The sequence below is a fragment of the Paracoccus denitrificans genome (assembly GCF_900100045.1).
In the GTDB taxonomy this organism is placed as follows: domain Bacteria; phylum Pseudomonadota; class Alphaproteobacteria; order Rhodobacterales; family Rhodobacteraceae; genus Paracoccus; species Paracoccus denitrificans.
This window is the reverse complement of the sequence record NZ_FNEA01000019.1, coordinates 35262-55329: the sequence shown is the minus strand read 5'-3', so window position 1 is coordinate 55329 and position 20068 is coordinate 35262. Positions and strand designations below refer to the sequence as shown.

Here is a 20068-nt window from a genome sequence, read left to right as displayed (position 1 = left end):
GCGGAAGGGACGTTTCATGCGGCTTTTGAAGGTGGTGGTGGTTCTGGTCATCCTGATTCTGGCGGGCCTGACCGGCTATGCCTATTTCGGCGACATGAGCTCGGACCCCCGCGAAATGCGGATGCCGGTCGAGCTGAACCTGGGTGCGGAACGCCCGGCGCCGATCTCGGCCACCGTCCAGACCGCCCCCACGGCAGCCCCGGAAGACAGTGATGCCGTCCAGCCCGCCCCGGCGGCCGACGGCGCGGAAGCGGGGCAGAATGACCTCGACTGACGGCCTTCGCCTCGCCTGCGCCCTGGCGGCGGGGCTGGGGCTTGCCCTGCCGGCCGCCGCCAAGCCGCCGCTTTCGGCCAGCGACTGGCTGTCGGGCAGCGTGCAGGAACCCGACAACATCTCGTCCTGGCGGCCCGGCGATCCGCGCCCGCCCGAACTTCAGCGCCGGTCCAAGCGCGACATCGCCCCCACCGGCGCGGTCGAGCCGGTCGGCGTCACCCGGCTGGGCGAGGGCAATCCCGACGGCAAGGGCACGGTCTCGCCCCGCGCCGCCGGATTGCCGCCGGACCTTTGGGGCGACAGCGACGCGGCGGTGCTGGTGCGGCAGATCCGCGGCTCGAACCCGCGCCTGCCGGCGCTGCGCCGGCTGGAACGGCGGCTGCTGGCCGCGCAACTGCGCCCGCCGCGGACCGAGGCCGGGCAAGAAGGCGCGCTGTTCCTGGCCCGCGTCGACAAGCTTCTGGACATGGGCGCCACGGGCGCCGCCAAGGAACTGCTGAAAGCCGCCGGCCCCGGCGACCCCGAGCGGTTCCGGCGCCTTTTCGACATCGCCCTGCTTTCCGGCGACGAGGCCCATGCCTGCGAGATCATGGACCGCACCCCCGGCGTCGCGCCCAGCTTTCCGGCCCGCATCTTCTGCCTGGCGCTTGGCGGCGACTGGGCGGCGGCGGCGCTGGTCTTTCACGGCGCCCATGCCATGGGGCGGATCGATCCGCAGATGGCCGAACTGCTGGCGCAATATCTGGACGACAGCTATTCCGACGGCGCCGAGGAACTCGTTCCGCCGACGGTGGTCACGCCGCTGGAACTGCGCCTGCACGAGGCGATCGGCCAGCCCTTGCCCTCCTCCAACCTGCCTTTGGCCTTCGCGCTGGCCGACCTGGACCAGAACGAGGGCTGGAAGGCCCGGCTGGACGCGGCCGAGCGGCTGGCGCGGGCGGGGGCGATCCCGGCCTCGCAGCTGCGCATGATCTACCTGGAACAGAAGCCCGCCGCCTCGGGCGGGGTCTGGGATCGCGCCGGTGCCGTGCAGGCGCTGGCCGATGCGCTGCTGCTGCGCGATGCCGGGGCCGTGGCGCGAACCCTGCCGCCCGCCTTCGACGCCATGGTCCCCGCGGGGCTGGGCCCGGCGCTGGCCGAAATGGTCGGGGCCGAGGTCGGCGCCCTGGGGATGGAAGGCCGCGCCGGCCGGATCGCGCTGTGGCTGGCCTTGCAGGCCGCACAGCCGCAGGTGGTGCAGGCTCCGCCCGCCGATGCCCAGCCCTTCGACCTGTGGCTCTTGCGCTTTGCCGAGGGCGAGCCCGAATCCGCGCCGCCCCCGGGCGAGGGAGAGCCGCTTGCAGCCGATCTTTTCCCAGCCTTCCTGGGCCCTTCGGAGCGAAACCTGCCGCAGAATGCGGCGCAGTTGATCCTGGCCGGCCGGCGGGGCGAGGCGCTGCTTGCCGCCATCGCGGATGTCGATGCCGGGCTTGACGGCGACCTGCCGCGCGCCGCGCAGGGCCTGCGCGTGCTGCGGGTGCTGGGCCAGCAGGAGATCGCGCGCCAGGCCGCGGTCGAGCTGATCCTGGCCCCGATGATGGCGCCCGCGCCCGGCGCCGGGATGCCATGAGCCGCGGCCGCCTCGACGACCGGGGCCGGATCTCGGCCTTTCTCGACGCGCAGGCAGCCGAGGCGGGGGCGGCGCGCAACACGCTTCTGGCCTATGGCCGCGACCTGCGGGATTTCGTGGACTGGCTGGCCGCCCGGGACGAAACGCTGCTGACCGTCCCGCGCGAGGGGGTCGAGGACTACCTGTCCCATTGCGATGCCCAGGGCCTGTCGCGGGCGACGCGGGCGCGGCGGCTGTCCGCGATCCGGCAACTGACCCGCTTCGCGCTGGACGAGGGCTGGCGCGAGGACGACCCCGCCGGCCGCATCAGCGGGCCGGGGCGTGCGCAGCGCCTGCCCAAGGTCCTGGACCGCGCCGAGGTGCAGGCCATGCTGGACGCCCTGCCCCGCATCGGCCGCAACGAAACCGAGCGCGCCCGCAACCTGGTGCTGGTCGAACTGGTCTATGCCACCGGCATGCGGGTCAGCGAGCTGGTCTCGCTGCCGGTCGGGGCCTGCCGCGGCGATCCGGCGCTGCTGCTCATCCGCGGCAAGGGCGGCAAGGAACGCATGGTGCCACTCAGCGACCCCGCCCGCCGGGCACTGGCCGCCTGGCTGAAGCGGCGCGACGACGCGCCGGCGGAAAGCCCGCTGGGCCGGCTAGTCGCCGGCAAGGGCGCACGCTGGCTGTTTCCCGCCCCCAGCCGCGAAGGGCACATGACCCGGCAGGCGATGAACGCGCTGCTGGGGCAATTGGCGCTGGCGGCGGGGATCGACCCCGCCCGCGTCTCGCCCCACGTCATCCGCCACGCCTTTGCCACGCATCTGCTGGAAGGCGGCGCCGATCTGCGCGCCATCCAGACGCTCTTGGGCCATGCCGATCTGGGCACGACCGAGATCTATACCCATGTCATGGACACGCGGATGCGCGATCTGGTGCTGAACCACCATCCGCTGGCCAAGGGCCGCGGGGACGAGAACGAGCAATGATGTCCCCGACTGTCCCGGACGCCCTGCCCGCCCATGATCCGGCCTTCTGGCCGATCGTCGCGGCGATCCTGCTGCTTCTGGCGCTTTCGGCCTTTTTCTCGGGCGCCGAGACGGCGCTGGGTGCCGCAAGCCGCAGCAAGCTGCGCGCCCGCGCCGACAAGGGCGACCAGCGGGCGGCCGATGCGCTGGAGGCCAGGGAGAACAGCGAAAACCTGAACGGCGCGATCCTTGTCGGCAACAATCTGGTCAAGCTGCTGGCCACCAGCCTTGCCGCCGCGCTTGGCCTGCGCATCTCGGGTTGGGGCGGGATGGCGCTTGCGGTGCTGGTCCTGGCGCTTTTGCTGCTGGTGCTGGCCGAGGTGCTGCCCCGCAGCCTGGCCCGCATCGCCCCCGAGGAAATGGCCGGCCGCATCGCCCGGCCGCTGGGGGTGCTGGCCCGGATCCTTGCGCCCGTGGTCTGGACGGTGCGGCTGATCGCGCGCGGCCTGCTGGCGCCCCTGGGCATCCGCGCCGGCGGCACGGGCCCGGTCTTTTCGGTCCAGGACGAGATCGCCGACGCGCTGGCCGTCGCACAATCCAGCGGAGCCGTGCAAAAGGAAGAGCGCGACCTGCTGATGGGCGCGCTGGACCTGAGCGAGCGTTCGGTCGAGGAGATCATGCTGCACCGCTCGAACATCGAGATGATCGATGCCGGCCTGTCCGCCGACGCGGTGCTGGATCTGGTGCTGAAAAGCCCGCATACCCGCCTGCCCGTCTATCGCGGCGAGCGCGAGAACGTCGTGGGCGTGATCCATGCCAAGGATCTGCTGCGCGGCGTGCGCCGGGCCATGCAGGAGGGCGGCCCCGAGGCGTTGCGCGGCTTCGACGTTCTCAGCATCGCCATGCCGCCCTATTTCGTGCCCGACACCACGCCGCTGGACGAGCAGATGCAGGAGTTCATGAAGCGGCGCACGCATTTCGCGCTGGTGGTGGACGAATATGGCAGCCTGCGCGGGCTGATCACGCTGGAGGACATCCTGGAAGAGATCGTCGGCGAGATCACCGACGAGCACGACATGGACGCCGCGCAGACCCTGGTGCCGAACGCGCAGGGCGATTACCTGGTCGACGGCGCGATGACCATCCGCGACCTGAACCGGGCGCTGGACTGGACCCTGCCCGACGACGAGGCCAATACCGTCGCCGGCCTGGTGATCCACATGGCCCAGTCGATCCCCTCGGCGGGCCAGGTGTTCTCGTTCCATGGCTACCGCTTCGAGGTGCTGTCGCGGCGGGAAAACCGCATCACCCGGCTGCGCATCCGCCCGCTGGAGCTGCCCCCAGCGAGCGAGCCCGCCCCCGATCAGTGATCGGCCATGCCGGCGGCGCGCTTGGCGTCCTCGACGCTGCCGCCGGTGCCGTTGAAAAAGGCGTTCAGCGCCACCGCCGCGATGGTCGCCAGCAGGATGCCCGATTCGACCAGCGGGTGGATGGCATGCGGCATCCATTGCTTGAAGTCCGGGGCGATCAGCGGGATCATCCCGAAGCCGAGCGCCACCGCCACCACGAACAGGTTGTTGCGGTTGCCGGCGAAATCCACCGTCGAGAGGATGCGGATCCCGGTCGCGGCGACCATGCCGAACATGACGAGCCCCGCGCCGCCCAGCACCGGGGTCGGCAGCGATTCGACCGCCGCACCCATCTTCGGCACCAGCCCGAACAGGATCAGGATCAGCCCGCCCGCGACGCAGATGAAGCGGCTCTTGATCCCCGTGACGCCGACAAGGCCGACGTTCTGGCTGAAGGAGGTATAAGGGAAGGTGTTGAAGATGCCGCCGATCAGCGTCCCCAACCCGTCGGTGCGCAGGCCGGCGGTCAGGCGCTGCGGCGTGATCTCGCGCCCGGTCATCTCACCCAGAGCCAGGAACATGCCGGTCGATTCGATCATCACCACGATCATCACCAGCACCATGGTCACGATCAGCACCGGATCGAAGATCGGCGTGCCGAAATGAAAGGGCGCGACGATGCCGAACCAATGCGCCTCGGCCACCTTCTCGAAGGTCATCTGACCCAGCACGATGGTCAGCGCGGCGCCGATCAGCATGCCCAGGAGCACCGCGATATTGGCGACGAAACCGCGGCCAAAGCGCGCGATCACCAGGATCGCGACCAGAACCACGCCCGAGATGACGATGTTCACCGGTTGGGCATAAAGCGGGTTCTGCACGCTGGGCGCGGGGGCAAAGCCCTCGGGCAGCGCCGGCACGGCGCCGGTTCCGGCCAGTTCGCGCAGCTGGTTCAGCCAGCCCATGGCAACCGGATCGACGACCTTGGGCGCGGTCGGGCCGACCGGGTTGCCGAAGATCCAGTTGATCCCCACCCGCATCAGCGTGACGCCGATCACCAGGATGATGGTGCCGGTGACCAGCGGCGGAAAGAATTTCAGCATCCGCCCGACAAAGGGCGCGATCAGCATGGCGACGATCCCCGCCCCGATGATGGCGCCAAAGATCATCCGCGCGCCCTCCGGCCCCGGATAGGCATTGGCCATGGCGACCATCGGCCCGACCGAGGCGAAGGTGACGCCCATCATCACCGGCAACTGGATGCCGAACCAGCGCGTGACGCCCAGCGACTGGATGATGGTGGCGATGCCGCAGCAAAACAGGTCGGCCGAGATCAGGAAGGCCACGTCCTCGGGCGAAAGCCGCAGCGCCCGCCCGACGATCAGCGGCACGGCGACCGCGCCGGCATACATGACCAGAACGTGCTGCAAGCCCAGGGTCGTCATGCGCAGCGGCGGCAGGATCTCGTCTACCGGATCGACCACCGGAGTTGCGGTTTTGGCCATGATGCCCCCATCGTTGGAAAATTCGCTGCTTTTCCTGCAAGGGTGCGACGGCGGCCGGCTTTTGGCAAATGCTTTATGACGATCGCGTGATCATCCGGCGCACGCGACATCGGCTGCGGCATCCGCCGGCGCCCCGGCCCGCATCTGCCTGCGCAATGCGCGGTGCAGGGTTTCGGTCAGGCGCAGGTCCGGCCAGACCGCCTCGGCCGCGCGCAAATGCGCCTCGGCCCTTGCGCGGTCCTGCCCTTCCACCGCGCGCAGCGCCGCCGACAGCCGCAAGAGCGGCTGGTCGGGCGCCGTCTCCAGCGCCGCATCCAGCCAGCGCCAGCCGGCCTTGCGATTCCCGGCAGCGAAACAGGCATCGGCCAGCCGCTTGCGCGTCAGCATCCTGCCGGGTCGCGCCGCGTCCGGCCAGTGCAGGATCGCAAAGGCGCGATTCAGCCGGCCATGCAGCCTCAGGACCGAGGCGCAAAAGCCCAGCCATGCCGCATCCTTGTCATCCAGCACGGGATTGCCGCCCTTGGCCAGCCCCGCCTCGATCCCCGCCAGACGCTCGCCAAAGGGCTCAAGCTTGCGCCACAGGTCGGGCCAGAGCAGCATTTCGCGCTGCGGCCCCGGATCGCGCACGAATTCCGACCAATCGATTCGCAGCACCCAAAGCGGCAGGATCCGGCCCTTGCCGCGAACCGGATCGGGCTGGGCATGAACCGCCAGCAGTTCGGGCGCAAAGCCAAGTGCCCGGCCCGCGGCGGCGCCCTCGCGCATCAGCCGATGCGCCAGCCCCGGCATGATCGGCCCCTCGGCCGCGCGCCCGGCAAAGAGCATGTCCAGAAAACCCGCGTCCAGACCGCCGCCGGACCCGTCCGCATCCCCGCCCCGCCCACCGGTCACCAGCAGCACCTGCCGGCATTGCGGCTTGTCGCGGTTGCGCATCGACGGCACCGCCAGGCCCCGCTGCGCCAGTTCCCGCGCCTGTCGCCTGCGCCCTGCCAACCAGGCCAGCAGCGCAAGCTCGCGATAAAGAAACGGGAAGCGCTCCAATAGATCGAGGCGACCGGCCAGCGCATCGACCAGTTCGGTGCCTCGCCCGCAGCTTGCGGCGTAGCGCGCGGCATAGCTTACGCTTTGCGCCAGGTCGCCGGGCGCAAAGAAGCTGTCAGGCTGCGCGATCACCCGGTCCAGCAGCGCATCATGGTTTTCAAGCTGCGCATCGGCGGGCAGCGCGCCGGGCAACGCCACGATCCGGCAGTGCCCGATCATCGCCGCCGCGCGCGAAAAGGCGCTGTGGCTGGGCGCCCCCACCTCGGCGCAACCGGCCATCAGCAGCAGTTCCAGCAGGTCCCGCTCGGCCGCCGAGAGCCGGCCATGGTCGAGCAACTCGTTCACGGGCAGGATGCGCGGATCGCCGCGACGCAGATGCCCGACCGCCGCAGGGGTGTCGGAAAAGGCGATCACCGGCCCCTCCCTGTCCGCGACGAAGGCGCGGAAGAATTCGTCGGGCACATATTTCGACGCCCAGGAGGAATAGGACCACGGATCGCCGTCCAGGATGTCGCCGCGCCGCACATGGATGGCCAGCGGCTGGCCGCCGCCCACCCCCGCCAGGATGCGCCGCGCCCGCGCCAGCGCCCGTGTCAGGCGCGGCGACAGGGCAAGCTCGGCCGCCGCCGCGCGCAGCCCCTCCGCCGCCTCGGCCTCGGATTCGTCCATGAAGCGCACGATCTCGGACATGGCGTCGCATTCATAGCGCTGCCCCTCGGCCAGGGTGCGGGCGAAGCCGGCGCCGTTCATGCCTGGCGCCGCGGCGGGCAGGTTGCGCAGGCCCGACCGCTCGGGCGCATGCGCGACGATATCGATATGCGCGGCCACGAATTCGGAGGCCAGGAAGTCGCGCGGGTCGACCAGCTCGGGATAGGGGCCGTCGGGCTGCGAAAGCCAGAGATAGCGGCCGGGGACGCCGAACTTGCGCGACAGGCGCATGACGTTGAGCATGCAGATCAGCCGCGCCCCGATCCGATCCTGCCGGAAACCGACGATGGCCTGGCCCTGTGTCATGCGAAACCGTCCCCTCCGATCCCGTGGCGGGTTGCAACCGCGCGCCCTCCTGCCTATCAGGACGTGCCGCCATACAACAGCACGGAATCCCGATATGGACATCGCCGACCGCCGCAAGGCCGATCCCGCTCACTGGCGCCTCGCCACCGCGATCCGCGCCCTTTCCATGGACGCCGTCGAGGCCGCGAACTCGGGCCATCCCGGCATGCCGATGGGCATGGCCGACGTCGCCACGGTCCTGTTCCGCAACCATCTGAAATTCGACGCCGCCGCACCGAACTGGTTCGACCGCGACCGCTTCGTGCTGTCGGCCGGCCACGGCTCGATGCTGATCTATTCGCTGCTCTACCTGACCGGCTACGAGCAGATGTCGATCGACCAGATCCGCAATTTCCGGCAATGGGGCTCGATCACCGCCGGCCACCCGGAATTCGGCCATGCCGAGGGCGTCGAGACGACGACCGGCCCGCTGGGCCAGGGCATCGCCACCGCCGTCGGCTTCGCCATCGCCGAAGAGGCGATGCGCGCCCAGTTCGGCGAGGGGCTGTGCAGCCACAAGACCTGGGTCATCGCCGGCGACGGCTGCCTGATGGAGGGCATCAGCCAGGAGGCCGTCGGCCTGGCCGGCCACCAGAAGCTCGGAAACCTGATCGTGCTCTGGGACAACAACGACATCACCATCGACGGCCGGGTGTCGCTGTCGGATTCGACCGACCAGCTGAAACGCTTCGAGGCCTCGGGCTGGCGCACGCTGTCCTGCGACGGCCACGACCCGGCCGATATCGAGCGCGCGCTGGCCGATGCCGCCAGCGGCAAGGACGACCGCCCGGTGCTGGTCGCCTGCAAGACCATCATCGGCTACGGCGCGCCGAACAAGCAGGACAGCTCGGGCGTGCACGGCTCGGCGCTGGGGGCGGCGGAAATCGTCGCCGCGCGCGAGGTGCTGGGCTGGGATTCGCCCGCCTTCGTCATCCCCGAGGACATCCTGGCCGAATGGCGCGCCATCGGCGCCAAGGGCCGCGAGGCACGCGAAGCCTGGGCCGCCCGCGTCGATGCGGCAGAGAACCGCGACGAATTCGCCCGCCGCATCTCGGGCGGCGTCAGCGAACGGCTTGCCCCGACCATCGCGGCGCTGAAACAGCAGGCGCTGGACAGCAAGCCCAAGGTCGCCACCCGCAAGGCCAGCGAGATGGTGCTGGAGGTGGTGAACCCCGAACTGCCCGAAACCATCGGCGGCTCGGCCGACCTGACCGGCTCGAACAACACCAGGACCAAGGATCTGGGCACCTTCTCGCCGGAAAACCGCAAGGGCCGCTATATCAACTACGGCATCCGCGAACACGGCATGGCGGCAGCGATGAACGGCCTCTGGCTGCATGGCGGGCTGCGCCCCTATGGCGGCACCTTCATGTGCTTCACCGATTACGCGCGCGGCGCCATGCGGCTCTCGGCGCTGATGGGCCTGCCGGTGACCTATGTCATGACCCATGACAGTATCGGCCTGGGCGAGGACGGCCCGACCCACCAGCCGGTCGAGCATCTGGCGATCTGCCGCGCCACGCCCAACACGCTGACCCTGCGCCCCTGCGACCTGATCGAGACCGCCGAGGCCTGGGAAATCGCGCTGTCGAGCGAATCCACCCCGGCCGTGCTGGCGCTGTCGCGCCAGAACCTGCCGATGCTGCGCGAACAGGCGGGCGAGAACCTGACCGCCCGCGGCGCCTATGTCCTGCGCGAGGCCAGCGCCGCGCCCAAGGTGATCCTGATGGCCTCGGGCTCCGAGGTCGAGATCGCCGTCGCCGCACGCGATGCGCTGGAGGCCGAGGGCGTGCCCACCCGCGTCGTCTCGGTCCCGTCGATGGAGCTGTTCCGCGACCAGGATGCCGAATACCGCCGGCAAGTCCTGCCCGCCGGCACGGTGCGCGTCGCCATCGAGGCCGCCGTGCGCCAGCCCTGGGACTGGCTGCTCCTGGGCGAGCGCGGGCGCGAGGAGACCTCGGGCTTCATCGGCATGATCGGCTTCGGCGCCTCTGCCCCGGCGCCGGTGCTCTACAAGGAGTTCGGCATCACCGCCGAGGCGGCCGCCGCCGAAGCCCGCCGCCTGCTGGGCTGATCCAGACACCGGGCCGCGCTCTCCAGGGTGCGGCCCGCACGCTTCTTCGTTCCTCAAATACTCATGCGACAGCGCCCAGGGGCGCCCGGCTCGCCCGGTTTTTCACCGTTTCCCAAATACTCATGCGACGGCACCCGGGGCGCGCACCAGCCCGCCCCAAGGCGCCCAGGCCCAAGGAAGCAGCATGACCCCGCCAAAAGCCGATCCCGGCGCAGTGGCACCGATCCTCGCGCCCGCCGGCGATCCGGCCCGCTCGACGCAATTGCGCGGCATCCTGCTTCTGCTGCTGGCGATCCTGCTGTTCACGCTGATGGATGCGACCGGCAAGCATCTCTCGACGCTCTACCATCCGGTGCAGGTGGTCTGGGTGCGCTTCGTCACCAACCTGGCCATCGTCGCGGTAATCTTCGCGCCCAGGCTGCGCAGCACCCTGGCCACCCGCCGCCCGGTGGTGCAGTTCTTTCGCGGCGTGACGCAACTGGCCTCGATCCTGCTGTTCTTCAGTGCATTGCAGTTCATCGGCCTGGCCGAGGCCACGGCGATCATGGACATCAACCCGGTGCTGATTACGCTGGGCGCGGCGATCTTCCTGGGCGAATCGATCGGCATCCGCCGCGTCCTCGGCATTCTCGCCGCGCTGTGCGGCGCCATGATCATCATCCGCCCCGGCGCGGGCGTGTTCCATCCCGCCGCGCTGCTGGCGCTGGTCGCCGCCTTCACCTATGCGGCCGGCGCCCTGCTGACCCGCATCGCGCGCAGCGATTCCACCGCGACCTCGGTGCTGTGGTCGGCGCTGGTCGGCTCGATCCTCTCCTCGCTCGCGGTGCCCTTCTTCTGGCAGCCCGTCGCGGCCGGGGACATCTGGGCCTTCCTGCTGCTCGGCGGGCTCGGTACGGCGGCGCAGGCTCTGTTGATCCGGGCCTTCTCGCTGGCCGAGGCCGCAGCCATCGCCCCCTTCGGCTATACCGGGCTGATCTGGGCCGGGTTCTGGGGCTGGCTCTTCTGGGGCACCCTGCCCGACCTCTGGACCTTTGTCGGTGCGTTGATCATCGTGGTCGCGGGCATATATGTCTGGATGCGCGAGGCCCGCGCCATGCACCGGCCCGCATGAACCGAAGCCCAGAAGCAGGACCGCGATGAGCGAGACCGAAACCCAGGACGCCGCGCCGCTGCGCGACCGCATCGCCAACGGCGCCTTCCTTGCCATCATGGGCCTGGCCCGCATCCTGCCCTATGAGCGGCGCATCCCCGCCATGGGCTGGTTCTTCGCCCATGTGCTGGGCCCCCTCGCCGGCTGGCGCAGGCGCATCCGCGCCAACCTGGCCATGGCGCGCCCCGACCTTTCGGCCTCCGAGGTCCGCCGCCTGACCCGCGCGGTGCCGGACAATGCCGGCCGCTCGCTGGCCGAGATCTATTCCGGCACCGAGTTCACCGACCGCATCCACCGGACCGATCCCCTGACCGGCCCCGGCCTGCCGGCGCTGGAACAGGCCGCGCAGGCAGGCCGGCCGGTCATTCTGGCCGTGGCGCATTTCGGCAACTACGATGCCATGCGCGCGGCGCTGACCGGGCGCGGCTGGCCGGTAGGCGCGCTTTACCGGCCGATGAACAACGAGGCCTTCAACCGCCATTACATCCCCGCCATGCGCGCCATCGCCGAGCCGATGTTCCCGCGCGGCCGCGCCGGGCTGGCCGCCATGCTGCGCTTTCTCAAGGGCGGCGGCTGGCTTTCGCTGGGCTTCGACCAGTTCGACGGCCACGGCACCGAGCTGCGCTTTTTCGGCCTGCCGTCGAAGACCGTGCTGACCCCGGCGGAACTGGCGCTGCGCTACGACGCGCTGATCCTGCCCATCGCCGGGGTGCGCCAGCCCGACGGGCTGAGCTTTCGCGTCGAGGTCGGCGAACCCGTTCCGCACAGCGATCCGATAACCATGATGCAGGCGCTGAACGACGATCTGGAGCGGCTGGTCCGTGCGCATATGGAGCAATGGTTCTGGGTGCATCGGCGCTGGAAACGCAGGGGCTAGGCGGCGAATCCCTTTCCCTTGGGTTGTCCGACGGTCTATAAGTGCGCCCAAATCCGCCGCGCAAGCAGAACGCGGGCCCCGAAAACGACATCCAGAGGACGGCATGAGCGACGAATCCAAAAACGCTGGTCACGAAAAACGTCATCACGAGGGCGATGTCGCCTTCATCCAGGCGCTGGCCGAATTGCTCAATCGCAACGAGCTGACCGAACTGACCGTCAAGCGCGAATATGACGAGAACGACCGGCTGACCGTCAGCCTTTCCAAGCAGAACAAGCAGATCATCCAGACCGTGGCCGCGCCCGCCGCCGCCCCGGCACCCGCCGCGCCCGCTGCCCCGGCGGCGCCTGCCGCCCCGGTCCCGGCCGCCAGCGAGGATCCGGCCAGCCTGCCCGGCGTCGTGGCCTCGCCCATGGTCGGCACCGCCTATCTGGCGCCGGAGCCCGGCGCCACGCCCTTCGTCACCATCGGCCAGCAGGTCAAGGAGGGCGAGACGCTGATGATCGTCGAGGCGATGAAGACGATGAATCACATCCCCTCGCCCCGCTCGGGCACGGTCAAGCGCATCCTGGTCGACGACGGCAGCCCGGTCGAGTTCGGCGCGCCCCTGATGGTCGTCGAGTGAGGCGCGGATGTTCGACAAGATCCTGATCGCCAACCGAGGCGAGATCGCGCTGCGCGTGATCCGCGCCTGCCGCGAAATGGGCATCGCCTCGGTCGCGGTGCATTCCACCGCCGATGCCGATGCCATGCATGTGCGCATGGCCGACGAATCCGTCTGCATCGGCCCGCCGCCCTCGACCGACAGCTACCTGTCGCAACCCGCCATCATCTCGGCCTGCGAGATCACCGGCGCCCAGGCCGTGCATCCCGGCTATGGCTTCCTGTCGGAAAACGCCAGCTTCGTGCAGATGGTCGAGGATCACGGCATCACCTTCATCGGCCCCTCGGCGGAACATATCCGCATCATGGGCGACAAGATCACCGCCAAGGAAACCGCCAAGTCGCTGGGCATCCCGGTGGTGCCCGGCTCGGACGGCGGCGTGGCGGACGTGGCTGCGGCGCGGCAGGTCGCCGCCCAGATCGGCTATCCCGTCATCATCAAGGCCACTGCCGGCGGCGGCGGGCGTGGCATGAAGGTCGCCCATGACGAGGCCGCGCTGGAGACCGCCTTCCGCACCGCCCGCGCCGAGGCCAAGGCCGCCTTCGGCAACGACGAGGTCTATATCGAGAAATACCTGCAGCGCCCGCGCCATATCGAGGTCCAGGTCTTTGGCGACGGCCGCGGCCGCGCCGTGCATCTGGGCGAGCGCGACTGTTCGCTGCAACGCCGCCACCAGAAGGTCTTCGAAGAGGCGCCCGGCCCGGTCATCACCGCCGAGCAGCGCGCCCGCATCGGCGGCATCTGCGCCAATGCCATGGCCAAGATCGGCTATCGCGGCGCCGGCACCATCGAATTCCTGTTCGAGGACGGCGAGTTCTATTTCATCGAGATGAACACCCGCCTCCAGGTCGAGCATCCTGTGACCGAGGCGATCTTCGGCGTCGACCTGGTGCGCCAGCAGATCCTGGTCGCCGCCGGCGAGGAGATGGAGTTCCGCCAGGAAGATCTGCAGATCCACGGCCATGCCATCGAAGTGCGGATCAACGCCGAGAAGCTGCCGAACTTCACCCCTTCGCCCGGCACGATCTCGCAATATCACGCGCCGGGGGGCTTGGGCGTGCGAATGGATTCGGCGATCTATGACGGCTATCGCATCCCGCCCTATTACGACAGCCTGATCGGCAAGCTGATCGTGCATGGCCGCGACCGCCCCGAGGCGCTGGCGCGGCTGAACCGCGCCTTGGGCGAGTTGATCGTGGACGGGATCGACACCACCGTGCCGCTGTTCCGGGCGCTGATCGAAAATCCCGACATCCAGAACGGCGAGTATTCGATCCACTGGCTGGAGCGCTGGCTGGCCGAGATGGCCGTCAGCGCCTGAGCGATGCGGCAGCCGGCGCGACAGGCGGTCCCTGCATGAGCGGGGGCCTGACCGCCGAACGGATGCTGGCCGCCTATGCGCAGGGGGTGTTTCCGATGGCGGAATCCGCCTCGGCTGCCCAGCTTTACTGGTTCGAGCCGGCGTTGCGCGGCATCCTGCCAGTAGGGGGCGTGCATGTCTCGCGCTCGATGCGGCGTTTTCTGCGCCATTGCGACTGGCGCGCGACGATCGACAATGATTTTGCCGGGGTGGTGGCGGGCTGCGCCGATCGCGAGGAAACCTGGATCAACGCGCCGCTCCTTGCGCTTTATCAGGATCTGTTCCGCATGGGTCATGCCCATTCGCTGGAGATCCGTGCCGGCGAGGACCTGATCGGCGGCATGTTCGGCCTGACGCTGGGCGGGGCGTTCTTTGCCGAAAGCATGTTCTCGCGGCGCAGCAACGCCTCCAAGGCGGCGCTGATCTGGATGTCGTCGCATCTGGCGCGCTGCGGCTTCACGCTTTGGGACACGCAGTATCCGAACCCGCATCTGGCCTCGATGGGCGGTCGGGCCATTCCACGACTTGAATATCGCCGGAGGCTGGCGGCCGCGTTACGGATTCCCGCCGACTTCACCGCCCATGCCCTGCCCGACGTTCAGGCCCTGTTGCAGGAAATCACCCAGACATCGTAGCGGGAATCGTCCAGCGACGAGAGCGCCGGCGACGAGGCGATCATCCAGCCCGAAAACAGCCGCGCATTGGCCTGACTGTCGGTGATCGTCAGCTCGGCATAGGCATCCGAAGTCGGGTCCGCCGCCGGATAGCGGCATTCCGCGAGGCTGAGCTGAAGCCGGCCGAACTCGGCCACCTCGCCTACGGCCAGGGTGAAATCCTGCGTCCTGCCGGTAATCTTGTCGAGGCCTCGCAGTTGCGCCCCGGTGCCTCGCGCCGTCTCGGGCCCGCGTGCGGCCTCGGCCGCGCGTTGGCGCTCGGCCGCCGAAGGCTCGGCCGGAACGACCGCCTCGGGATCGTCGCTGAAGGCCGGGTCGATCATCAACTGCTGGTCCTCGGCCGGCTCCTCCTGGGCAAGGACGGGGCTGGCGGCCAGCAGCAGGCACAGGCAGGCGCGGGTCAGAAGGTCGGTCATGGGCTGTCATCCGTGCTTTGCGCATCCACGAATTTCATCATCAGCGAAATCAGGCTGACTGCACCCTGCACATCCTCGATCTCGTCGCCGGGCGCCAGGTTGTCGGGGGCGCCGCCGGGCTGCAATTCGATATAGGCCCCGCCCAGAAGCCCGTCCGACTGGATCAGCGCCGCGCTGTCGCTGGGCAGGCGGATGCTGTCGGGCAGGCGCAGCCGCGCCTCGGCATGGTAGGTCTGCGGGTTCAGATCGACGGCCGACACGCGCCCCACCCTGACGCCGGCGACCCGGACATCGGTGCCGACCTCGATGCCGTCGACATTGGGAAAGGCCGCGCGCAACTCATAGCCGCCCGCCAGGGACACGCCCAGCCTGCTGCCGGTGGTGGACCAGACGAGAAACCCGGCCGCCACGGCCAGAACCGCCGCGCCAACCCAAAGCTCGGCCCGTTCGGCGGCGGAGTTCATGCGCTTACTCGGGCTGCCAGGCGTCGTAGTCGCGGCGCTCGACAGGCTGCGCGCGATAGAGCGAGCCCGCCGGGTGATAGGCGCCCGACGACCCGGTCAGGTTCGGCTCATGCGGCTTTTCCCAAGGCTTGTGCGCCAGCGGGGCGGCGGTCGGCGGCTCCTTGTAGGTGTGGTGCAGCCAGCCGTGCCATTCGGGCGAAATGCGGCTTGCCTCGGATTCGCCATTATAGATGACCCAGCGCCGCTTGCCGCCGCCGGACTGGTAATAGACGTTGCCCTGATCGTCCTCGCCGACCTTCTCGCCGTAAAGCTTGGTCCAGACCTGGGTGTTCAGGGTCTGGCTGTTCCACCAGGTCAGAAAGCGCAGCAGAAACGACATGGGTGCGAACCTCATCAATCGGGTGTGGTCGAGATATGGCGCAAGTTGCGACGAAGGTCCAGAGAGACCGGGGCGAACCGGCCTTCGCGAGACAGATCGACGCAGGCTTTCCGTGCCGTCAGCCTCTCCCCGGATGGTACTGCCCGCCCCCTCCAGCCTTACCGTTAAGCGCCGGCCAAAGCCGCCGGCCATTGTCCCGGCGGCCGGCGCGGCGGCGGCGCGCTTAGCCGGCGCTGGCGGTTTCCTTCTTCGAATCGGTGTGGATCAGCAGCGGCTTGGCCGTGGGATTGTCCACCGCCTCCTCGTTGACCACCACCTCCTCGACGCTGTCCATGCCGGGCAGGTCGAACATGGTGTCGAGCAGGATGTCCTCCATGATCGAGCGCAGCCCGCGGGCGCCGGTCTTGCGCTTGATGGCGCGCTTGGCGATGGCGGTCAGCGCATCCTCGGTGAAGGTCAGCTTCACGCTCTCCAGATCGAAGAGCCGCTGATACTGCTTGACCAGCGCATTCTTGGGCTGGGTCAGGATGGTGATCAGCGCCTGCTCGTCCAGATCGCCCAGCGTGGCGATCACCGGCAGGCGGCCGACGAATTCGGGGATCAGGCCGAATTTCAGCAGATCCTCGGGCTCAAGCTGCTTGAACAGCTCGCCCACGCCCTTGTCGTCGTCTTCCTTGACCGCGGCGCCGAAGCCCATGGCCGTGCCCTTGTTGCGCTGCGCGATGATCCGGTCCAGACCGGCAAAGGCACCGCCGCAGATGAACAGGATGTTGGTCGTGTCGACCTGCAGGAACTCCTGCTGCGGATGCTTGCGCCCGCCCTGCGGCGGCACCGAGGCGACCGTGCCCTCCATGATCTTCAGAAGCGCCTGCTGCACCCCCTCGCCCGAGACGTCGCGGGTGATCGAGGGATTGTCGGACTTGCGGGTGATCTTGTCGACCTCGTCGATATAGACGATGCCGCGCTGCGCCCGCTCGACGTTGTATTCGCTGGCCTGCAACAGCTTCAGGATGATGTTCTCGACATCCTCGCCGACATAGCCGGCCTCGGTCAGCGTGGTCGCGTCGGCCATGGTGAAGGGCACGTCCAGGATGCGCGCCAGGGTCTGCGCGAGCAGCGTCTTGCCGCAGCCGGTCGGACCGATCAGCAGGATGTTCGACTTGGCCAGCTCGATATCGGTCTTGGAGCTGTGGTTCAGCCGCTTGTAATGGTTGTGGACCGCCACCGAAAGCACGCGCTTGGCATGTTCCTGGCCGATCACGTAATCGTCCAGCACGTTGCAGATCTCGCGCGGGGTGGGCACGCCGTCGCCGGATTTCAGCGCCGAGGACTTGGTCTCCTCGCGGATGATGTCCATGCAAAGCTCGACGCATTCATCGCAGATGAATACGGTCGGACCGGCAATCAGCTTGCGGACCTCATGCTGGCTCTTGCCGCAGAAGCTGCAATAGAGCGTGTTCTTGCTGTCGCCGCCGGTCGGATTGGCCATCAGTTGATCCTCGTATTGTCCCGGGAGCCCGGCAAAAGCGCCGGACGACCGCCTGTTTCGGACGTGGCCAGACCACGCCATGCGTCACCGTCATGTTACGGGCCGCCCCGGCCCGTCACAATCCCCAAAACGTCAGCCCCGGCCGCTTCCCGCAGCCGTGATCACTTGTCCGGCTCGGCCTTGCCGCGCGCCACCAGGATCTCGTCGATGAGGCCCCATTCCTTGGCCTCTTCGGGCGACATGAAGCGGTCGCGCTCCAGCGCCTGCTCGACCTCTTCCAGGGTGCGGCCGGTATGCTTGACATAGATCTCGTTCAGGCGCCGCTTGAGCTTTTCGGTCTCGCGCGCATGGATCAGGATGTCGGTCGCCTGGCCCTGGAACCCGCCCGAGGGCTGGTGGACCATGACGCGGCTGTTGGGGAGCGAGAAGCGCTGCCCCGGCTGGCCGGCGCACAGGAGCAGCGAGCCCATCGAAGCCGCCTGCCCCACCACGAGGGTCGAGACGCGCGGCTTGATGTATTGCATCGTGTCATAGATCGACAGGCCCGAGGTCACTACGCCGCCGGGGCTGTTGATATACATGCTGATGTCCTTGGTCGGGTTTTCCGCCTCAAGGAACAGCAGCTGCGCCGAGATCAGCGTCGCCATGCCGTCATGCACCGGGCCGGACAGGAAGATGATCCTTTCCTTCAGCAGGCGCGAGAAGATGTCATAGGCGCGTTCGCCCCGGCTGGTCTGTTCGACGACCATGGGGACGAGCGTGTTCATGTAGAATTCTGCCGGATCTTGCATATCTGTCCTTGCTTTTGTCCCTGCCTGGCCTGCCGTTTCGCGATTCGTCCCAAGGGCCTTGTCCCGTTTGACCGCTCTTAGGCGCGAAAGGTTGACAGAGTCTTAGTAACGCCGGACCTGAAGGACAAGAGAGCGATAAAATTTGCCCCTGCCGCTCGGCGCCGGTAATCTGGCGCCCGAGCCACGGAGAAACGCATGAAACTGATCGTCGGCCTGGGCAATCCGGGCGCGAAATACGCCGCGAACCGGCACAATGTGGGTTTCATGGCGGTCGAGCGCATCGCCGGCGACCACGGGTTTTCGCCCTGGCGCGCCCGCTTTCAGGGCGAGATCGCCGAGGGCAGGCTGGGCGAGACGCGCGTCACCCTGCTCAAGCCCGCGACCTTCATGAACCTGTCCGGCCAGTCGGTGGGCGAAGCGATGCGCTATCTGAAGCTCGCGCCCCAGGACGTGATCGTGCTGCATGACGAGCTGGACCTCGCCCCCGGCAAGGTGCGGCTCAAGACCGGCGGGGGGCATGCCGGGCATAACGGGCTGCGCTCGCTGCACCAGCATATCGGCGAGGGCTATCGCCGGCTGCGCATCGGCATCGGCCATCCCGGCGACAAGGACCGCGTCGCGGGCTATGTGCTGTCGGATTTCGCCAAGGCCGAGCAGGCCGGGCTGGACGACCTGCTGCGCGGCATCTCGGACGGGGCGGCGGCGCTGGCCGCGGGCGACGATGCGCGCTTCATGAACGCGGTCGCGGCACGGGTGGCGCCGGCGCGCAACAGCGGCACGCGGCCGGACAACCCCGGCAAGGGATCGCCGGAAAAGCCGGCAGCGAAACCCGCCAACGATCCCATTGCCGAGCCGCCCAGCCTTTCCGACCGGCTCAGGGCACTGACCGAGCGGTTCCGGTGACGGGCTGGCGCGACGCCTTCACCCTGCAGGCGGAGGCCTGCCGCGCGCTCGGCTCGCCGCTCACCGCCCGGATCTGCGAGCAACTGGCATCGATCCTGGCGGGCGATGACGGTGCGCTTGCGCAGCGGGTGCGGACCTGGGCCGGCGATCCCAGCCACCGCGCCGACTCGGTGCCGCTGCGGCTTTGCGGCGCGCTGCACGCGCTGGTGCTGAACGGCAGCGATCCGGGGCTGGCAAAGGCCTATGCCGCGGCGGACGACGGCTTGCTTCATCAAAGAATTTCCGAAGCAATTCAAAATCATCAAGCGCATATGCTGGAATGGATCGAGTATGCGCCGCAGACCAATGAGGTCGCCCGCTCCGCTGTGCTGATCGCGGGATGCTGGTTTCTCGGCGGCGTGTTGGGCAGGCACCGCTTCGACCTTCTGGAACGGGGCGCCAGTGCTGGACTCAACCTGAATTTTCCACGCTACAACCTTGCTATAGCAGAAAAATATCAACCAACACTTCTGGAAGGAGACGAGTCCGAAGTCTTGTTGAGCCCGGAATGGCGCGGCACCGCACCGGCCCCTGCCGCGCTGGAGATCGGGGCGGCGCGCGGCGTGGACCTGAACCCGCTCGATCCGGCGCAGGACGGATTGCGGCTGCTCTCCTATGTCTGGGCGGACCAGCGCGCGAGGCTGGAGCGGATGCAGGCTGCGCTGGCGCTGGCCGGGCACCATCCGCCGCAGGTGGATCGCGGCGATGCCGGCGAATGGTTGCCGGCCCGGCTGGCCGAGCCTTGCGACCATGGCAGGCTTGTCTATCACACCGTTGCGGCGCAATATTTTCCTGCCGCCACGCGGGAACGCATCGAGGCCGCGCTGCGGGCCGCCGGGGCGAAGGCCAGCCCCGAACGCCCCCTGGCGCATCTGTCGATGGAGGCCGACGGCGGCGATGGCGCGGCTCTGGCCCTGCGGCTCTGGACCGGCGGCGCGGCGCGCGAATGGAGCCTCGGCCGGGCGGATTTCCATGCCCGCTGGATCGACTGGCAGCCGAAGGAGACCTGA

19 protein-coding genes are annotated in these 20068 nt (G+C 68.7%); 12 read left to right on the top strand and 7 right to left on the bottom strand.

Annotation, left to right across the window (positions count from 1 at the left end; genetic code table 11):
* Window positions 1-16 precede the first annotated feature (16 nt).
* The 4 genes from BLT64_RS16990 to BLT64_RS16975 are packed head-to-tail and all read left to right on the top strand — an operon-like array spanning window position 17 to window position 4200.
* Entirely contained in the window at window positions 17-274 is a 258-nt protein-coding gene (locus tag BLT64_RS16990; protein ID WP_011747604.1) for a hypothetical protein, read from the top strand.
* The gene (locus tag BLT64_RS16985) at window positions 261-1883 is read left to right on the top strand and encodes a hypothetical protein (RefSeq protein ID WP_011747603.1); all 1623 of its coding nucleotides are present in this window, start codon (window positions 261-263) and stop codon (window positions 1881-1883) included. Before BLT64_RS16990 ends, BLT64_RS16985 begins: the two co-directional genes overlap by 14 nt.
* A complete protein-coding gene (locus BLT64_RS16980) occupies window positions 1880-2851 on the top strand; it encodes a tyrosine recombinase (protein ID WP_011747602.1) in 972 nt (323 codons plus the stop codon). The genes BLT64_RS16985 and BLT64_RS16980 overlap by 4 nt, the downstream gene beginning before the upstream one ends.
* On the top strand, window positions 2848-4200 hold the full coding sequence (locus BLT64_RS16975) for an HlyC/CorC family transporter (RefSeq protein WP_011747601.1): 1353 nt from the start codon (window positions 2848-2850) through the stop codon (window positions 4198-4200). Before BLT64_RS16980 ends, BLT64_RS16975 begins: the two co-directional genes overlap by 4 nt.
* Here BLT64_RS16975 and BLT64_RS16970 read toward each other — a convergent pair.
* Both BLT64_RS16970 and BLT64_RS16965 read right to left on the bottom strand, forming a co-directional pair.
* A complete protein-coding gene (locus tag BLT64_RS16970) occupies window positions 4194-5684 on the bottom strand; it encodes a nucleobase:cation symporter-2 family protein (RefSeq protein WP_011747600.1) in 1491 nt (496 codons plus the stop codon). The two genes, BLT64_RS16975 and BLT64_RS16970, sit on opposite strands and share 7 nt — an antisense overlap.
* A gap of 90 nt (window positions 5685-5774) precedes the next feature.
* Window positions 5775-7739: a tetratricopeptide repeat protein gene (locus BLT64_RS16965; RefSeq protein WP_011747599.1), complete on the bottom strand. Its 1965-nt coding sequence runs from the start codon at window positions 7737-7739 to the stop codon at window positions 5775-5777.
* 94 nt (window positions 7740-7833) lie between these two features.
* Between BLT64_RS16965 and tkt the strand changes: the two genes are divergently transcribed.
* The 6 genes from tkt (at window position 7834) to aat (ending at window position 14538) form a co-directional block, all read left to right on the top strand.
* Window positions 7834-9852 carry a transketolase gene (gene tkt / locus BLT64_RS16960; RefSeq protein ID WP_011747598.1) on the top strand — a complete coding sequence of 673 codons (2019 nt, stop codon included), beginning with the start codon at window positions 7834-7836 and terminating at the stop codon, window positions 9850-9852.
* 184 nt (window positions 9853-10036) lie between these two features.
* Window positions 10037-10963, top strand: a complete 927-nt coding sequence (locus BLT64_RS16955; RefSeq protein WP_011747597.1) for a DMT family transporter — start codon at window positions 10037-10039, stop codon at window positions 10961-10963.
* Between the two features lie 25 nt (window positions 10964-10988).
* Window positions 10989-11879, top strand: a complete 891-nt coding sequence (locus BLT64_RS16950) for a lysophospholipid acyltransferase family protein (protein WP_011747596.1) — start codon at window positions 10989-10991, stop codon at window positions 11877-11879.
* A 103-nt stretch (window positions 11880-11982) separates the two neighbouring features.
* Complete coding sequence (accB, locus tag BLT64_RS16945) at window positions 11983-12504, top strand: acetyl-CoA carboxylase biotin carboxyl carrier protein (RefSeq protein WP_011747595.1); 522 nt, start codon at window positions 11983-11985, stop codon at window positions 12502-12504.
* A 7-nt stretch (window positions 12505-12511) separates the two neighbouring features.
* Entirely contained in the window at window positions 12512-13864 is a 1353-nt protein-coding gene (gene accC, locus BLT64_RS16940) for an acetyl-CoA carboxylase biotin carboxylase subunit (RefSeq protein ID WP_011747594.1), read from the top strand.
* A gap of 35 nt (window positions 13865-13899) precedes the next feature.
* On the top strand, window positions 13900-14538 hold the full coding sequence (aat, locus tag BLT64_RS16935; protein WP_011747593.1) for a leucyl/phenylalanyl-tRNA--protein transferase: 639 nt from the start codon (window positions 13900-13902) through the stop codon (window positions 14536-14538).
* On the opposite strand, the gene BLT64_RS16930 is transcribed toward aat, so the two are convergent.
* The 5 genes from BLT64_RS16930 to BLT64_RS16910 all read right to left on the bottom strand — a co-directional run bounded on the left by BLT64_RS16930 (window position 14502) and on the right by BLT64_RS16910 (window position 18116).
* Window positions 14502-14993, bottom strand: coding sequence for a DUF2155 domain-containing protein (locus BLT64_RS16930; RefSeq protein ID WP_011747592.1), 492 nt, complete (start codon window positions 14991-14993; stop codon window positions 14502-14504). The two genes, aat and BLT64_RS16930, sit on opposite strands and share 37 nt — an antisense overlap.
* Window positions 14990-15457, bottom strand: coding sequence for an outer membrane lipid asymmetry maintenance protein MlaD (mlaD, locus tag BLT64_RS16925; RefSeq protein ID WP_011747591.1), 468 nt, complete (start codon window positions 15455-15457; stop codon window positions 14990-14992). Before mlaD ends, BLT64_RS16930 begins: the two co-directional genes overlap by 4 nt.
* Window positions 15458-15461: 4 nt before the next feature.
* A complete protein-coding gene (locus BLT64_RS16920; protein ID WP_011747590.1) occupies window positions 15462-15836 on the bottom strand; it encodes an NADH:ubiquinone oxidoreductase subunit NDUFA12 in 375 nt (124 codons plus the stop codon).
* A 223-nt stretch (window positions 15837-16059) separates the two neighbouring features.
* Window positions 16060-17325 carry an ATP-dependent Clp protease ATP-binding subunit ClpX gene (clpX, locus tag BLT64_RS16915; protein ID WP_011747589.1) on the bottom strand — a complete coding sequence of 422 codons (1266 nt, stop codon included), beginning with the start codon at window positions 17323-17325 and terminating at the stop codon, window positions 16060-16062.
* A 161-nt stretch (window positions 17326-17486) separates the two neighbouring features.
* A complete protein-coding gene (locus BLT64_RS16910) occupies window positions 17487-18116 on the bottom strand; it encodes an ATP-dependent Clp protease proteolytic subunit (protein ID WP_011747588.1) in 630 nt (209 codons plus the stop codon).
* Between the two features lie 195 nt (window positions 18117-18311).
* On the opposite strand from BLT64_RS16910, the gene pth reads away from it, so the two are divergent.
* Both pth and BLT64_RS16900 read left to right on the top strand, forming a co-directional pair.
* On the top strand, window positions 18312-19019 hold the full coding sequence (gene pth / locus BLT64_RS16905; RefSeq protein WP_011747587.1) for an aminoacyl-tRNA hydrolase: 708 nt from the start codon (window positions 18312-18314) through the stop codon (window positions 19017-19019).
* Window positions 19016-20068, top strand: a complete 1053-nt coding sequence (locus BLT64_RS16900; protein ID WP_011747586.1) for a DUF2332 domain-containing protein — start codon at window positions 19016-19018, stop codon at window positions 20066-20068. The genes pth and BLT64_RS16900 overlap by 4 nt, the downstream gene beginning before the upstream one ends.

What these genes read in the sequence shown, in the direction of transcription:
- BLT64_RS16950 (WP_011747596.1), top strand. Translation starts at nt 10,989, where the DNA reads ATGAGCGAGACCGAAACCCAGGACGCCGCGCCGCTGCGCGACCGCATC.
- BLT64_RS16985 (WP_011747603.1), top strand. Translation starts at nt 261, where the DNA reads ATGACCTCGACTGACGGCCTTCGCCTCGCCTGCGCCCTGGCGGCGGGG.
- tkt (WP_011747598.1), top strand. Translation starts at nt 7,834, where the DNA reads ATGGACATCGCCGACCGCCGCAAGGCCGATCCCGCTCACTGGCGCCTC.
- accB (WP_011747595.1), top strand. Translation starts at nt 11,983, where the DNA reads ATGAGCGACGAATCCAAAAACGCTGGTCACGAAAAACGTCATCACGAG.
- aat (WP_011747593.1), top strand. Translation starts at nt 13,900, where the DNA reads ATGAGCGGGGGCCTGACCGCCGAACGGATGCTGGCCGCCTATGCGCAG.
- BLT64_RS16970 (WP_011747600.1), bottom strand. Translation starts at nt 5,684, where the DNA reads ATGGCCAAAACCGCAACTCCGGTGGTCGATCCGGTAGACGAGATCCTG.
- BLT64_RS16930 (WP_011747592.1), bottom strand. Translation starts at nt 14,993, where the DNA reads ATGACCGACCTTCTGACCCGCGCCTGCCTGTGCCTGCTGCTGGCCGCC.
- mlaD (WP_011747591.1), bottom strand. Translation starts at nt 15,457, where the DNA reads ATGAACTCCGCCGCCGAACGGGCCGAGCTTTGGGTTGGCGCGGCGGTT.
- BLT64_RS16965 (WP_011747599.1), bottom strand. Translation starts at nt 7,739, where the DNA reads ATGACACAGGGCCAGGCCATCGTCGGTTTCCGGCAGGATCGGATCGGG.
- BLT64_RS16990 (WP_011747604.1), top strand. Translation starts at nt 17, where the DNA reads ATGCGGCTTTTGAAGGTGGTGGTGGTTCTGGTCATCCTGATTCTGGCG.
- BLT64_RS16980 (WP_011747602.1), top strand. Translation starts at nt 1,880, where the DNA reads ATGAGCCGCGGCCGCCTCGACGACCGGGGCCGGATCTCGGCCTTTCTC.
- clpX (WP_011747589.1), bottom strand. Translation starts at nt 17,325, where the DNA reads ATGGCCAATCCGACCGGCGGCGACAGCAAGAACACGCTCTATTGCAGC.
- pth (WP_011747587.1), top strand. Translation starts at nt 18,312, where the DNA reads ATGAAACTGATCGTCGGCCTGGGCAATCCGGGCGCGAAATACGCCGCG.
- accC (WP_011747594.1), top strand. Translation starts at nt 12,512, where the DNA reads ATGTTCGACAAGATCCTGATCGCCAACCGAGGCGAGATCGCGCTGCGC.
- BLT64_RS16955 (WP_011747597.1), top strand. Translation starts at nt 10,037, where the DNA reads ATGACCCCGCCAAAAGCCGATCCCGGCGCAGTGGCACCGATCCTCGCG.
- BLT64_RS16920 (WP_011747590.1), bottom strand. Translation starts at nt 15,836, where the DNA reads ATGTCGTTTCTGCTGCGCTTTCTGACCTGGTGGAACAGCCAGACCCTG.
- BLT64_RS16975 (WP_011747601.1), top strand. Translation starts at nt 2,848, where the DNA reads ATGATGTCCCCGACTGTCCCGGACGCCCTGCCCGCCCATGATCCGGCC.
- BLT64_RS16910 (WP_011747588.1), bottom strand. Translation starts at nt 18,116, where the DNA reads ATGCAAGATCCGGCAGAATTCTACATGAACACGCTCGTCCCCATGGTC.